Origin of the sequence: Streptomyces sp. NPDC060232, from assembly GCF_042726555.1 — a bacterium.
Classification (GTDB): domain Bacteria; phylum Actinomycetota; class Actinomycetes; order Streptomycetales; family Streptomycetaceae; genus Streptomyces.
This window is the reverse complement of sequence record NZ_JBHXAG010000010.1, coordinates 139918-154381: the sequence shown is the minus strand read 5'-3', so window position 1 is coordinate 154381 and position 14464 is coordinate 139918. Positions and strand designations below refer to the sequence as shown.

Below are 14464 nucleotides of genomic sequence, written 5' to 3'. Positions count from 1 at the left end.
CATATCACCTGGTAAGGAAGGGAGGTTGGGGATTCACCGACTCTTCCTTGTTCGGCCTGATCCCTCCTACGGTGGGCCGTGGACCGGGGACCACCGGGGGCCGGTCCACCGAGGAGGAGTACATGGGCGCACGGCGGACGACGACGGCACGGCCGCAGCTGACCGGCTTCGGCTTCGGTATAGGTATCGGCACCGGCAGAGCCTGCGTCACCACGATCCCCGCGGGCCGGGAGATCGTCATCCCGCCGGGCGGATGCACCGGCTGGCACTTCCACCGCGTGCGGCTCGAAGCCGTCGTCCTGTCGGGCACCCTGACCCGGGTCCTGCACGACCTCACCGTCGAGGTGCACCGGCCCGGCACCACCTTCGTGGAGCCCGCGGGCATCGGGCACATACACCTGGGCCACAACCTCGGCACCGAGCCGGTCGTGCTCCACGTGACCCCCCGGCTGCCCGAGGGGACGCCCTTCTCCATACCCACGCCCGCCCCCGCCGGTGCCACCCAGGAGGTGTGCCGGCAGCACGCCCCGCAGCCGCCGGCCGAGCCGGCCGGCCCTCCTCACACCAGTCGGCGTATCTCCCCGCGGACCCGGTAGAAGCCCCCGGAGGCCGCATGCAGGCCGTCCACCACGTACCGGGCGCCGGCTTCCCGGATCCCCCGCGGGAACTGCACGTTCCAGGACGGCTCGAAGCCGCTCGACACCACCTGCACCCGCATCCGGCCCCCCTGCTGGACGCACTCCACCACCACACCGCCCGCCGGCTCCGAGGCCACCGCGGCCATGGAGACCGTCGCCACCGCCGCCGCCGACGCGGCCGGGGTGAACACAGGCAGCGCGGCAGCCGACTTCACGTCCATCGGCGCCGGCACCGAACCCTGCTGGGCCGCCGTGATCGCCTGCTCGCTCGCGTCCACGCAGACCAGCGAGCCGTCCGTGGTGACGAGGTACAGCCGCCCGTCCAGGTACTGCATCGACAGCGCCGAACCGCCGCCGGTCCCCAGCTTCCACAGTCGGCGCCCGTCCGCATCGAAGCAGTAGACCGAGGAGGAGGAGTCGCCCGCGAAGACGTGGCGGCCGTCGGGCGAGGTCGCGCACGAATACACCGCCGCGTCGCACCGGTAGGTGGCCTCCGTCGCCCCCGAGGCCTTCGACAGCCGCTGCACGGTGTTGCGGACCGTACCCGCGTACACCGAGTGCTCCTCCTGCCAGCCGAACAGGACCCCGCCGGGGGTCGCGCTGTGCCACAACTGCCCGGTGCCGTCCGCCGCGTAGGCCGTCACACCGCCGCTGTGCCCGTGGTAGACCGCCCGCTCGTCGGCCCGGACCATCCATGCACCCGTCCCGGCGGACTTCCGCGACCACTGGTGCTCGTCCTCGTGGTCGATGACGGTCAGGCCGCCGTTCGCGTCGGAGACGTTGAGCACGCCCTCGTGGATGTCCAGCCAGTAGATGTCCACGTCCGCCGCGATGGCGTAGGCGCCGAAGGGAACCTTCGACGACAGGTCGTACACCGTGCCGTCATCGCAGCCCGCGTATATCCAGAACTCGTCCGCCACCAGGCACTTCACCCCGTCCGGCAGCGAATAGCGGGCCAGCACCTCACCGCCGTGGCTCAGCGTGTAGACGTCACCGGCCTGGTTGCCGACCCAGCAGCGGTCTTCGTCGACATGGATCCCGAAGGCCGAGGAACCGGTACGGAAACGCCACAGCACCGGTGCGACGGCACGCGCCGTCGACGGCGCCGACGCCACCTGGCGGCGCGTCACCGACCGGGCGGCGCGCTGCCCCTGCACGGCAGGGGCGTACCCCTTGCGGACCTTCTCCCCGATCTTCTTCGCGGCGGCCGCCCGGGCCTTCTCGACGGTCGGGAACGAGGAGCTCTGCAACTGGCCGGGCGCGCCGATGCGCCCGTAGCGCACGGACACGGCCGTGCCGTCCACGATCACCTCGTAGAACTTGTGCGCCCCGCCGCCGTCCTGCGACAGCTCCAGATACGTCGTCTCCCGAGCCATGACAGACCCCTCCCCGAAAGCCGGGCCACCGGCGCCGTTTCCGCGGTGGTCCCTCGTGAGAAAAGCTACGGCCGAGGACTGACAATGGGCCGGTGCAGTGGGAAGCGATCACATGGCAGCGGATGGCCGAGCGGCTCGCCGGCCACCTCGACGACCCCGGCGGCGCCTTCGGTGACGCCTCCGGAGACACCCCCGGTGACGCCTCCGGGCCGGACGGCTGGCAGCGCGTGGGCATCGACGGCGCGCCCGCGGCGGACACCGGCGCCCTCGCCGGGCGGCTCGCGCAGGAGCTGCGGCTGCGCGGACGCTCGGTCCTGGTGGTGCCGACCGCCGGGTTCCTGCGGCCGGCCTCCCTCCGCTTCGAGTTCGGCCGGCAGGACGTGGACGCGTACCTGGACGGCTGGTACGACACGGCCGCGCTCTGGCGGGAGGTGTTCGGGCCGACCGACCCCGGCGGGACGGGGCGCGTGCTGCCGGACCTGTGGGACCCGGTGACCGACCGGGCGACCCGCAGCCCCTACGTCGAACTCCCGGTCGGCGGTGTGCTGCTGGTGCACGGGCCGCTGCTGCTGGGGCGGTGGTTCCCCTTCGACCTGACGGTCCACGTCCGGCTCTCTGCCGGGGCGCTCGCGCGGCGGACCGAGGAGTCCGAGCGGTGGACGGGGGCGGCGTTCGCCCGCTACGAGGCGGAGGTGGATCCGGCTTCCGCCGCCGATGTGGTGGTGCGGGCGGACGACCCGAGGCATCCCGCCTGGACGGGGATCCGGAGGAGCTGACCTCGGGCGGGGCCGGGCGGGTGCCGCTGCGCGGAGCCCTCTCCCCGCCCCGCCCTTTCTCCGTTTCCCGGGCGCTGCCCGGACCCGCGCCTCAAACGCCGGCGGGGCTGGGTGGGGCGTTGCCCGGACCCGGGCTTCGGATGCCGGCGGGGCTGGGTTGGGGGTTGGCCGGGGGCACGCGCCTTGGACGCCCGTGGGGCTGGGTCGGGCGTTGCCCGGACCCGTGCCTCAAACGTCGGCGGAGCTGGGTGGGGTGTTGCCCGGACCCGTGCCTCAAACGTCGGCGGAGCTGGGTGGGGTGTTGCCCGGACCCGTGCCTCAAACGTCGGCGGGGCTGGGTGGGGCGTTGCCCCGACTCGGGCTTCGGATGCCGGCGGGGCTGGGTTGGGGGGTTGGCCGGGGCACGCGCCTCGGACGCCCGTGGGGCTGGGCTGGGTCGGGTGTTGCCCGGACTCGGGCTTCGGATGCAGGCGGGGCTGGGTGGGGTGTTGTCCGGGCCTGTGCCTTGGACGTCGGCGGGCGGGGTGGGGCGTTGGCCCGGACGCGGACCTGCGCTTCGGACGTCGGTAGGGGTGGGGCTAGGGGCGGGCGCCCGGGTGGGTTATGGCGGCGGCTGCCGCCCGGCAGCCCGCGCGGGCCGATTCCGTCGGGTCCGCGCCCTCCAGGCGGGAGGCGAGGAAGGCGCCGGTGAAGGCGTCGCCGGCGCCCGTGGAGTCCACCACCGGCTCGGCCGGCTGGGTGGCCGCCACCTCCGCCGTGATCCGGCCCCGCTCGGCCACGAGCGCCCCCGCCGGGCCCCGGGTCACCACCACGAGCGGCACCCGCCGGCTCAGCGCCGTCGCCGTCCCGGCCGGCCCCGCCCCCTCCGGCAGCCCCGCCAGCAGTCGGGCCTCGTCCTCGTTCGGCAGCAGCACCCCCGCCCCCGCCACGGCGTCCAGGAAGCGCTGCGGGCCCAGTGCCGCCAGGAATCCGGCCGACGCGGGATCCACGCTCACCGGAACCCCACGCATCCGCGCCGCCCGCAGCGCGACCGTGGCCAGCTCCCGGCTGCTGTCGGCGAAGAACAGATAACCGGACAGATGCAGGTGCGCCGCACCGTCCAGCAGGGACGGAGCCCAGTCGGCCGGGCACAGCCGCAGCGAGGCACCGCTGTCGGTCAGGAAGGTCCGCTCCGCGTCCTTGCCGACGAGGACCACCACCGTCCCGGTCGGCTCCTGCGGATCGACCACCAGCCGCGGCCGTACCCCCGCGTCCACCAGGGCCCGTTCGTGCCACCGCGCCGACTCCGAGCCCACCCGCGCGAGGAGGCGTACCTCCGCGCTCCCCGTACGGGCGGCCCAGCACGCCGCGTTCGCCCCCGCGCCGCCCGGCAGGGTGCGGATGCGGGCAGCGGTGTCGGTCGCCGGAGCCAGGGGCTCCGTGTGGACGGCGACCACGTCCGTCACCACGTCCCCGACGACGAGCAGCGCCCCCGCCGCGGTCATGCCCGCGCCGCCCAGGCACCGGCGATCCGCGCACCGAGTCGCACGTTGCCGCGTACCGCAGCCAGGTTCGCCTCCAGCGAGGCCCCGCCCGTGGCCCGTACCAGGAACCCCAGCAGGAACGGCGTCACCGCCTGCCCCGTGATTCCCCGCTCGCGGCACTCGGCGAGCGCCTCGGCCAGGACCCGGTCGTGCAGCTGAGGATCCAGCTGTTGCGCGGCCGCCACCGGATTGGCCACAAGCAGTGCCGACTCCGGCCCGCCCAGCGCGTCCTGAGCGGCCATCACCGCCGCGACCTCCTCGGGGCGGTGCACGGTCCAGTCCACCGGCTCACCGGAATCGGCCAGGTAGAACCCGGGGAAGCGCTCCGTGCCGTACCCGAGCACCCCCACCCCCAGCGTCTCCAGCCGCTGCAAAGTGGCCGGCACGTCCAGAATCGACTTCACTCCCGCGCACACCACCGTGATCCGGGTCCGGGCCAGCAGGGAGAGGTCCGCCGACTCGTCCTGCGTCTGCGTCCATTCGCGGTGTACGCCGCCCAGGCCGCCCGTCGCGAAGACGCGCAGGCCCGCCCTGGCCGCGAGGAAGGCCGTCGCGGACACCGTCGTCGCCCCGGTCGCGCCCGTTGCCAGCGCGGGCGCCAGATCCCGGTGTCCGAGCTTGCGCACGCCGTCGCCGGTCGCGATCCGCTCCAGCCGGGTCTTGTCCAGGCCCGCCCGGGCCACGCCGTCGACGACCGCGACCGTCGCCGGAACGGCACCCTCCGCGCGGACCAGCTCCTCCAGTTCGAGGCCCACCTCCAGGTTGCGGGGGCGGGGCAGGCCGTGCGCGAGGATCGTCGACTCCAGGGCCACCACGGGCCTGCCCCGGTCGAGCGCTTCGCGTACCTCTTCCGACAGGACCGGTCCACCGGACGGTGGTGCAGTTGCTCTGTGCTGTGACATGTCCCCATCCATGGCACGCGATCGGCGCCCCCAAACGCCCTCCTGTCACCCCCGTCCCAAGCTGTCCGAGTAGCGTTCCCCATGGAGACGGGTGGCTTCCACGACGGGCTTGCCGACCGCTACGACTCATCCACGCGGACGGGGACGCGTCCGTCGCCCGGCAGGACCGGGCCCTGGTCACGCTGCTCGGCGCGACGCCGGGCTCCGGGCCGCACAAGGTCCTCGACAACGCCTGAGGCCCTCTCCGCGGCCCGCGCCGACAACGCGCTGCCCCACCGGCCGGCCGCACGGGGCGTGGGCGCCGCACTGGCCGAAACCCGGCGGGTACTGCGCTTCGGCGGTCTCCTGCCGTGCCGCTGTCCACGCGGCCGTCCGTGGCACTGGCACGCCGACGGGGAGCGCCACGACCTGGAACTCTCCCCGCTGCTGCCGACCGGCGGACACCGGGTTCCACCAGCCGGTCCTCACCGCCCTGCGCCCCGGTGCCACTGGACAGGATGACTCGTAGGCCGGCCCGTTCCTGGACGCTGTGGCCACCGCGCCGCGCGGGCGGGCCGCACTAGGCTGGCGCGCCATGAGCACCAGCGATCACTCCGCCGCACCCGTACCTGCCCCCGCCCCCGCTCCCGCTCCTGCCCCCGCTCCGGCCCCCGCCTCCTTCGCCGTCGACGTGGCGGACGTGGAGCTGGAGCCCGACGACCTCGACCCCGCGCAGATCGTCTCCGGGGATCCGGTCGTCACGGGCAAGGTCCTGTGGGAGTCGGCCGACGGCAAGCAGGTGCGCGGGATCTGGCAGATCACCCCGGGTGTGGTCACCGACGTCGAGGCGAACGAGCTGTTCGTGGTGGTCAGCGGGCGCGCCACCGTCGAGGTCGAAGGCGGCGGGACGCTGGAGCTGGGCCCGGGCTCGGCCTGCGTCCTGCGCGAGGGCGACAGGACCGTCTGGACCGTCCACGAGACGCTCCGCAAGGCCTACCACATCAGCTGCTGACCCCCTTGGAGTCCGAGGGGTGGCGGCGCGCGGTGAACAGGGCGAGCGCCGCCATCGGCAGCAGCAGCGAGGCCCCGACGGCGTTCAGCCAGCCGTAGCTCGCCTGGGACATGATCACGCCGGCGGCGGCCCCGCCCACGCCCGCGGCGGTGTTCATCGTGAGGTCGCTCAGGCCCTGTACTGCGGCCCGCGCGGCCTGCGGCACCGAGTCGGTCAGCAGGGCAGAGCCGGACACCATCCCGGCGGACCAGCCGAGGCCGAGCAGGAAGAGGCCGAGCGCGCTCTGGCCGTGGCTGGGGCCGGCCGTCCCGGCGAGCAGCGCGGCGACCGACAGCAGTCCTGCGGCGAGGCCGATCACGGACAGCCGTCCGAGCCGGTCCGCGAGCCATCCCATGAGCGGGGAGAAGGCGAACATCCCCGCGATGTGACCGCTGATCACCAGCCCGACGAGCTCCAGCCCGGCGCCGTGGTGGCCCAGGTCCATCGGGGTCATGACCATGATCGAGACCATGGTGGTGTGGGACACAGCGACGGTGAGGAGGGCGAGCCGGGCCCGCGGCGAGGACCGCACGGCGGCGATCCCCGCGCGGATCGAGCGTTGCTCGCGGCCCTGCTCCCCGGGTGCGGCGAGCGCCCGCGCCGTCAGCAGGGGGTCCGGGCGCAGGAGTACGGCGATCAGCGCGCCGGTCAGCACGAACACGACGGCGGCCCACACGAAGGGGCCCGCCGTCTCGGGTATGGAGGTCCCCGCGAAGCTGCGGCTCGCCGGAGCGGACAGGTTGGGGCCGAGTACCGCGCCGAGGGTGGATGCCCACACGACGACCGAGATGGCCCGGGCCCGGTGGTCCGGAGCGGCGAGGTCCGCGGCGGCGAACCGGGCCTGGAGGTTGGCGGAGGAGGCGGCGCCGAAGGCGGCCATGCCGAGCAGCAGCAGCGGGAAGCTCTTGATCGTGGCGGCGAGGACGACGAGGCCCGCCCCGCCGGCGCCGATCCCGTAGGCCAGGACCAGCCCGGGGCGCCGGCCGCGCGCGGTCATCAGGACGGCGAGCGGCAGCGAGACCAGGGCGGTGCCGATCACCGAGGCGGTGGAGGCGAAGCCGGACAGCGCCTCGGTGCCGCTGACCTCGGTGGCGAGTACGGGGGCCAGGGCGATGCTGATGGGCACGCCGAGGCCGCCGAGGATCTGGCCGGCCATGAGCACGCGGGAGGTGCGCCTCTGGAGCCGCGCGAGGTCGGGAAGGCCGAGCGGCGGGGCGGGCCGGTCGGTGCCGGGCGAGGCGGTCACGCCGTACCCCGCCCTCGCGGGTGCGCGGCGCGGGGCGCGGGGGACGCGGTGGGGCCGGGTGCGGCGGCAGCAGTAGTCACCGCCGCAGTGTGACACCCCTTACCGCTGGGCGGAACCGCGCCGTCCTCGTGGTCGGCCTCGCAGGTCACAGCCGTCACAGCCGTGTGTCCCGCCGGGTGCGTCCGCCCGGGGCGGGGCGGGCGTACGGGGGTACGAGGCGCTCAGAACAGCGGCTGCGGGAGCACTCCCTCCAGCGCGAGCAGCTGCCGCTTGGTCTCCACGCCTCCGCCGAAGCCCCCGATGCCGCCGTCGTTCTCCACGACCCGGTGGCAGGGCACCACCAGAGGCAGCGGGTTCGAGCCCATGGCGTTGCCCACGGCCTGGGCGGCGCCGGGCTGTCCGGCGCGGGCGGCCAGCTCCCCGTAGCCGACGACCGAGCCGTAGGGCACGGAACGGTCCAGCTCCTGGAGCACCTGCCGGTTGAAGCCGGAGCTGAGGCGCCAGTCCAGCGGCAGGTCGAAGTGCCGCAGCGAACCGGCGAAGTACGCGGCGAGCTGGCGCACCGGCTCGGCCAGCAGCTCCTCCTCGCCCGGCGCGGGCCGCCGGGCGTCGGCGCCGAGCCGGGAGACCAGCGGTCCTATCATCCGGTCGACCCGGTCCGGCCCGGCATGGAACTCGACCCGGACCAGCCCCTCCGGGGTCGCGGCCAGGAGCAGGGGGCCGATGTCGCTGGCGACGACGGTCCATTCGAGGTGCGGCCCGCGGGGCCGCTCGGTGCTGTCCACGCGTCCACGGTACGACCCACCGCCGACAGGGCCGCTCAGAAGCCGCCGACCGCCTCCCGGACCACGTCCGGGGCGTTCGTGATGATGCCGTCCACGCCCATCTCCTGCACCTTCCGGGCGGTCGCCGCGTCGTCCACGATCCAGGTGTCCACCTCCATCGCCCTGCCGTGCGCCCCCAGCAGGCCGTGCACCGCCGCGACCCAGTCGGCCGAGATGGTGGTGTGCCACGGGTTGATCCGGTCGGTGAACTCCGCGTACCGCGGCAGGTCCGCCACGGGCGGGGTGCCCAGGAAGGCCGTCACCAGGTCGGGGCGCAGCCCGTGCACGAGGCGTACGGAGTCCGCGCTGAAGCTCTGCACCACCAGGCGCTGCGAGACGTGGCGCGCGTCGAGCCAGCCCGCCTCGCCCAGCACCTTCAGGGTCTGCTCCTCGATCCCCGGGTAGAGCTCCGGCTTCTTGATCTCCAGCAGCAGCCGCTGCCGGTTGCGCTGCACCCGGTCGAGGTACTGCCGCAGGGTCGGCACGGAGGCGCCCGCGTACTCCTCGCCGAACCAGCTGCCCGCGTCCAGCCGGGCGATCTCGGCCGCCGTGAAGTCCCTGACCCTCCAGGGCCCGCGGTCCGGGAAGAGCTGTTCGACGTCCGTGGTGCGGGCCAGGGTGTCGTCGTGGATCACGACCAGCTCGCCGTCCTTGGTGCGCTGCACGTCGTTCTCGACCCAGTCGAAGCCCAGGCGCATCGCCAGGTCGACCGCTTCTAGGGTGTTCTCCGGGGCGTACGCCGAGGCCCCCCGGTGGGCGTACACGACGGGACCGCCCAGCCCCAGCGGTCCGGCGGCGGATCCGGGTCCGGCGGCGGCGTACGAGGCCGTCCCGCCCAGCAGGGTGAGGGTGAAGCCCAGGAATGCGGCGGCGGCCGCGGCGGCGGGTCGGACGTACATGTGCGTTCTCCTCGGGTCGTGAGCCCTGTTCCTGCGTCAGACGGGTGCGGAGCGGCAGACGTTGTGGCGATGCACTTCACCGCGATCATGGGGTTGAAGATCACAGAGCCGCCACCGAACTACGACAAACGGACCAGAACGGATGACGCCGGCCCCGCCCGGCGGGGCAGCCCGGGGCGTCCCGCGGCCCGGCGGGGAGGCGTGGGTGTCAGTGGAGGGTCGTACGGTGGACTCATGCGGCCCGTATCGAAGATCGAACGCACGGTGGCGCCTTTCGAGGTCGTCAGCCCCTACCAGCCCAGCGGCGACCAGCCGGCGGCCATCGCCGAGCTGGAGAAGCGCATCCGTGCAGGTGAGAAGGATGTCGTCCTGCTGGGTGCGACCGGCACCGGCAAGTCGGCGACCACCGCCTGGATGATCGAGAAGCTCCAGCGCCCCACGCTGGTCATGGCGCCGAACAAGACGCTCGCCGCCCAGCTGGCGAACGAGTTCCGTGAGCTCCTGCCGAACAACGCCGTCGAGTACTTCGTCTCGTACTACGACTACTACCAGCCCGAGGCCTACGTACCGCAGTCGGACACCTACATCGAGAAGGACTCCTCGATCAACGAGGAGGTGGAGCGGCTGCGCCACTCCGCCACCAACTCGCTGCTGACCCGGCGGGACGTGATCGTCGTCGCCTCCGTGTCGTGCATCTACGGCCTCGGCACCCCGCAGGAGTACGTCGACCGGATGGTCGCGCTCAAGGTGGGTGAGGAGATCGACCGGGACCAGCTGCTGCGCCGCTTCGTCGACATCCAGTACACGCGCAACGACGTCGCCTTCACCCGCGGCACCTTCCGGGTCCGCGGCGACACCATCGAGATCTTCCCGGTCTACGAGGAACTGGCCGTCCGCATCGAGATGTTCGGCGACGAGATCGAGGCCCTCTCCACCCTGCACCCGCTGACCGGCGAGGTCATCAGCGAGGACCGCGAGCTCTACGTCTTCCCTGCCAGCCACTACGTCGCCGGCCCGGAGCGCATGGAGAAGGCGATCACCGGCATCGAGGCCGAGCTGGCCGAGCGCCTCGCCGAGCTGGAGAAGCAGGGCAAGATGCTGGAGGCGCAGCGCCTGCGCATGCGCACCACCTACGACCTGGAGATGATGCGCCAGATCGGGTCCTGCTCCGGCATCGAGAACTACTCGCTGCACATGGACGACCGCGAGCGGGGATCGGCGCCCAACACCCTCATCGACTACTTCCCGGAGGACTTCCTCCTGGTCATCGACGAGTCGCACGTCACCGTGCCGCAGATCGGCGCCATGTACGAGGGCGACGCCTCCCGCAAGCGGACCCTGGTCGACCACGGCTTCCGGCTGCCGTCGGCGCTGGACAACCGGCCGCTGAAGTGGGAGGAGTTCCAGGAGCGCATCGGCCAGACCGTCTACCTGTCGGCGACCCCCGGAAAGTACGAGCTCTCCCGCGGCGACGGCTTCGTCGAGCAGATCATCCGCCCCACCGGCCTCATCGACCCCGAGGTCGTGGTCAAGCCCACCGAGGGCCAGATCGACGACCTGGTGCACGAGATCCGCAAGCGGGTCGAGAAGGACGAGCGCGTCCTGGTCACCACCCTCACCAAGAAGATGGCCGAGGACCTCACGGACTACTTCCTGGAGCTCGGCATCCAGGTCCGCTACCTGCACAGCGACGTCGACACCCTGCGCCGCATCGAACTGCTGCGCGAGCTGCGCGCCGGCGAGTACGACGTCCTGGTCGGCATCAACCTGCTGCGCGAGGGCCTCGACCTGCCAGAGGTGTCGCTGGTGGCGATCCTCGACGCCGACAAGGAGGGCTTCCTGCGCTCGGGCACGTCCCTGATCCAGACCATCGGCCGCGCCGCGCGCAACGTGTCCGGCCAGGTCCACATGTACGCGGACAAGGTCACCCCTGGCATGGAGAAGGCCATCGAGGAGACCAACCGGCGCCGCGAGAAGCAGATCGCCTACAACACGGCGAACGGGATCGACCCGCAGCCGCTCCGCAAGAAGATCAACGACATCGTCGCCACCATCGCCCGCGAGGAACTGGACACCGAGCAGCTCCTCGGCACCGGATACCGGCAGGCGAAGGAGGGCAAGGGCGCCAAGGCGCCCGTGCCGGCGCTCGGCGGCCTCTCGGCCCACGCCCCGGCGGGCGCCAAGGGCGGCAAGGGTGCGAAACCGGCCAAGGGCGCGCAGGGCACCGAGGTGCTCACCGACCGCCCCGCCGCCGAACTCGCCTCGCTCATCGAGCAGATGACCGACCGCATGCGCGCCGCTGCCGCGGAGCTCCAGTTCGAGGTCGCGGCCCGGATCCGCGACGAGGTCGGCGAGCTGAAGAAGGAGCTCCGGCAGATGAAGGAAGCGGGCCTCGCCTGAGCCGGAGGCTGTCAGTAGGGTTGGGTAACAGCCGCAGGAACACGCTGCGCACCAGTCAACTGGGGCGGGCTATGGAGAGGGGACGCGCGTGACGGTCAACATGACCAAGGGTCAGGCCATCAGTCTGCAGAAGTCGGACGGAGGGACGCTGACGGCGGTCCGGATGGGCCTGGGCTGGCAGGCGGCGAAGCGCCGCGGACTGTTCGGCTCCCGGACGCGGGAGATCGACCTCGACGCGTCGGCGGTGCTCTTCGCCGACAAGCAGCCGGTCGACGTGGTCTTCTTCCGCCACCTGCAGAGCGACGACGGCTCGGTGCGCCACACCGGCGACAACCTCGTCGGCGGCGTCGGCCAGGGCGGGGACGACGAGGCGATCCTCGTCGACCTCCAGCGCGTGCCGGTCCACATCGACCAGATCGTCTTCACGGTGAACTCCTTCACCGGCCAGACGTTCGAGGAGGTGCAGAACGCCTTCTGCCGCATCGTCGACGAGACCAACGGCCAGGAACTGGCCCGCTACACCCTCGACGGCGGCGGCGCGTACACCGCGCAGATCATGGCGAAGGTGTCCCGCGCGGGTTCCGGCTGGCAGATGACGGCCCTGGGCAACCCGGCCAACGGCCGGACCTTCCAGGACCTGATGCCGGCGATCCTGCCGCACCTGTAGCAGTACCGGAACCTGTAGCAGTACCGGAAGAAGAGAAGAAGGCACGGGGGAGGGGCTGCACGATGACGGCCGAACTGGTCCGGGGGCAGAACCACCCCGTGTCCCAGAGCCGGGTGGAGATCAGGGTCTCGGCGGGTACGCCCGTGCTGGCCCTGGCCTCGCTCGCCGACGAACAGGGCCGGCTCTCCGGCAGCGAGGTCCTGGCCCACCCGGGTGCCAGGTCCCTCCCCGGCGTCCAGGCGCCGGCGGAACTCGCCGACCGGCACACCTTCGCCGTGGACCTCGACGCCGTCGCGGCGGACGTCCACCGTGTCGGCGTGCTGCTCGTCCTCCCGCCCGGCGGCCCGGTCCGCTTCGGCGCGGTCCCGGCCTCCCACGTGGCCGTGGCCGCCCCCGACGGCGGCACCGAGATCGCCGGCTACACCCTGACCGGGCTGGACGCCGAGAGCGCCGTGATCGCCCTGGAGCTCTACCGGCGCCAGGGCTCCTGGAAGGTCCGTGCCGTCGGCCAGGGCTACGCCGACGGCCTCGGCGCGCTGCTCGCCGACGGCGGACTGCCCGCACCGGCCGCCGGGGAGCTGGCCGCCGCCGCGCTGCGCACCGCCGCGCCGGAGAAGGAGACCGACGCGACGCTCGCGTCCGTGCCCACCCTCGTCGGCGACCTGCGCGCCCCGCAGACCCCGGCTCAGGCGCCCGCGCCCACCCCGGAGCCCCCGGACCCGATCCCGGTGTCCGGCAGCCCGTACGCCGCAGCGCCCGGCCCCGCGCCCGCCGGCGACGGATCCCCTCCCACGATCAGCTACAGCCACCCGCGCCGCCGCCGCACCAGCAGCGAGCCGCCCGAGCCGGCCCCGCGGCCCGCCGGCGCGGCGGAACCCGGGCAGCCCCCGCGGCCGGTCGCGGGCGACGCCAGCGGCTGGTCCATGGACGAACGGCTCTACAACCAGGTCTGGGGCATGTTCGAGGACCTGGCCCGCACGGTCGCCGCCTACCGCAGCGCCGTGGAGTTCGCCGACTCCCGCATGGACCGCGAGCTCGACGAAGCCCTCTCGGACCCGCGCCACCGCCTCGGCGGCTCCGGCAACGCCGCCCGCGACACCGCCCGGGCCCGCCGCGAGGAACTGGTCGCCCAGGCCCAGGCCGTCCTCGACCGGGACCTCGTCCAGCTGATCGCCGAGTCGGAGGTCGTCGAGCCCGCGCTGCCGGCCTCGTACGCCCGCTGGGACAACCCGGTCTGGCAGGGCCACCGCACGCCCGAGGAGGGCCCGCTGGCCCTGCGCCTGGGCGACCTGCACCTGCCCGAGCGGCCCGACCTGCGCATCCCCATGCTGGTCCGGCTCCCGCTGGAGCGCGGACTGTGGATCGACAACGGCCGTACCGGTTCCGAGGCCGCGATGGCCATGGACACCGACCGGCTGCGCCGGGCCGCCATGGACATGGCCGTCGCCCACGCGGCACGGCTGCTCGCGGTCCACCCCGCCGACCGGTTCTGCGTCCACGTCATCGACGCGGCCGGGGCAGGCGCCGCCTCCCTGGCACCCCTGGTACGGGCCGGGGTGCTCGCAGCGCCGCCCGCCGCCGGCGCCGCCGGAGTCACCCGGACGCTGGCCGCGCTGACCCGGCGGGTGGACCTCGTACAGATGGCGCTGCGGGCCGGGGCCCCCGAGGACCTGCCGCCGGACGTGGACACGGCCGAGCAGCTGCTCATCGTGCACGACTTCCCGCACGGCTTCGACGACCGGGCCGTGACCCAGCTGCGCTACCTCGCCGACGAGGGGGCGGCGGTCGGTGTGCACCTGCTGATGGTCGCGGACCGCGACGAGGCCTCCGCCTACGGGCCGCTGCTGGACCCGCTGTGGCGCTCCCTGATGCGGCTGTCGCCGGTCCCGGACAACCACCTCGCCGACCCGTGGGTGCAGCACGCCTGGACCTTCGAACCGAACCTCCCGCCGCAGGGCAGCAGGGTCCTCGACCAGGCACTCGACCGGGTGGCGGAGGCCCGGCGCACTACCCGTCCGTGACCGTTCTTTGGCATTCCCTTTACCTTTACCGCCTTCGGCGGGTAGGCTCGTCAGCGCGGAGGGGAGTATTCCTGCTTTCTTGCTACGGCGTACCCGTCAATACGGACCACCGCGCACCACGAGCGCGGTGCAGGTCCCGGGGCGTCGGCCCACGGCCTCCAG

General features: G+C 73.3%; 12 protein-coding genes. 6 read left to right on the top strand and 6 right to left on the bottom strand.

Going from position 1 to position 14464, the window contains the following annotated elements; translation table 11 throughout:
• The first annotated feature begins 122 nt into the window (after positions 1-122).
• Positions 123-596: a cupin domain-containing protein gene (locus tag ACFWFZ_RS17030; protein ID WP_387122999.1), complete on the top strand. Its 474-nt coding sequence runs from the start codon at positions 123-125 to the stop codon at positions 594-596.
• On the opposite strand, the gene ACFWFZ_RS17025 is transcribed toward ACFWFZ_RS17030, so the two are convergent.
• Positions 560-2014: a WGR domain-containing protein gene (locus ACFWFZ_RS17025; RefSeq protein ID WP_387122997.1), complete on the bottom strand. Its 1455-nt coding sequence runs from the start codon at positions 2012-2014 to the stop codon at positions 560-562. The genes ACFWFZ_RS17030 and ACFWFZ_RS17025 overlap by 37 nt on opposite strands.
• Before the next feature lie 92 nt (positions 2015-2106).
• On the opposite strand from ACFWFZ_RS17025, the gene ACFWFZ_RS17020 reads away from it, so the two are divergent.
• Positions 2107-2790 (top strand): uridine kinase, encoded by a 684-nt coding sequence (locus ACFWFZ_RS17020; protein WP_387122995.1) that lies wholly within the window; start codon positions 2107-2109, stop codon positions 2788-2790.
• A 578-nt stretch (positions 2791-3368) separates the two neighbouring features.
• Here ACFWFZ_RS17020 and ACFWFZ_RS17015 read toward each other — a convergent pair.
• Together ACFWFZ_RS17015 and ACFWFZ_RS17010 are read right to left on the bottom strand one after the other, a co-directional pair.
• Positions 3369-4274: a carbohydrate kinase family protein gene (locus tag ACFWFZ_RS17015; protein WP_387122993.1), complete on the bottom strand. Its 906-nt coding sequence runs from the start codon at positions 4272-4274 to the stop codon at positions 3369-3371.
• Positions 4271-5215: a pseudouridine-5'-phosphate glycosidase gene (locus tag ACFWFZ_RS17010; RefSeq protein ID WP_387122991.1), complete on the bottom strand. Its 945-nt coding sequence runs from the start codon at positions 5213-5215 to the stop codon at positions 4271-4273. Before ACFWFZ_RS17010 ends, ACFWFZ_RS17015 begins: the two co-directional genes overlap by 4 nt.
• Before the next feature lie 574 nt (positions 5216-5789).
• Here ACFWFZ_RS17010 and ACFWFZ_RS17005 point away from each other — a divergent pair.
• The gene (locus tag ACFWFZ_RS17005) at positions 5790-6206 is read left to right on the top strand and encodes a cupin domain-containing protein (protein ID WP_387122989.1); all 417 of its coding nucleotides are present in this window, start codon (positions 5790-5792) and stop codon (positions 6204-6206) included.
• Here the strand turns inward: ACFWFZ_RS17005 and ACFWFZ_RS17000 are convergent.
• The 3 genes from ACFWFZ_RS17000 to ACFWFZ_RS16990 all read right to left on the bottom strand — a co-directional run bounded on the left by ACFWFZ_RS17000 (position 6196) and on the right by ACFWFZ_RS16990 (position 9214).
• Positions 6196-7401 carry an MFS transporter gene (locus tag ACFWFZ_RS17000; RefSeq protein ID WP_387123172.1) on the bottom strand — a complete coding sequence of 402 codons (1206 nt, stop codon included), beginning with the start codon at positions 7399-7401 and terminating at the stop codon, positions 6196-6198. The genes ACFWFZ_RS17005 and ACFWFZ_RS17000 overlap by 11 nt on opposite strands.
• A gap of 311 nt (positions 7402-7712) precedes the next feature.
• On the bottom strand, positions 7713-8276 hold the full coding sequence (locus ACFWFZ_RS16995; protein ID WP_387122987.1) for a methylated-DNA--[protein]-cysteine S-methyltransferase: 564 nt from the start codon (positions 8274-8276) through the stop codon (positions 7713-7715).
• A 35-nt stretch (positions 8277-8311) separates the two neighbouring features.
• Entirely contained in the window at positions 8312-9214 is a 903-nt protein-coding gene (locus ACFWFZ_RS16990; RefSeq protein WP_387122985.1) for a glycerophosphodiester phosphodiesterase, read from the bottom strand.
• 234 nt (positions 9215-9448) lie between these two features.
• Between ACFWFZ_RS16990 and uvrB the strand changes: the two genes are divergently transcribed.
• From uvrB to ACFWFZ_RS16975, 3 genes are all read left to right on the top strand, one after another.
• On the top strand, positions 9449-11614 hold the full coding sequence (uvrB, locus tag ACFWFZ_RS16985) for an excinuclease ABC subunit UvrB (RefSeq protein WP_387122983.1): 2166 nt from the start codon (positions 9449-9451) through the stop codon (positions 11612-11614).
• Between the two features lie 88 nt (positions 11615-11702).
• Complete coding sequence (locus tag ACFWFZ_RS16980; RefSeq protein ID WP_387122982.1) at positions 11703-12281, top strand: TerD family protein; 579 nt, start codon at positions 11703-11705, stop codon at positions 12279-12281.
• A gap of 62 nt (positions 12282-12343) precedes the next feature.
• A complete protein-coding gene (locus tag ACFWFZ_RS16975; protein WP_387122980.1) occupies positions 12344-14302 on the top strand; it encodes a TerD family protein in 1959 nt (652 codons plus the stop codon).
• Positions 14303-14464: the final 162 nt, after the last annotated feature.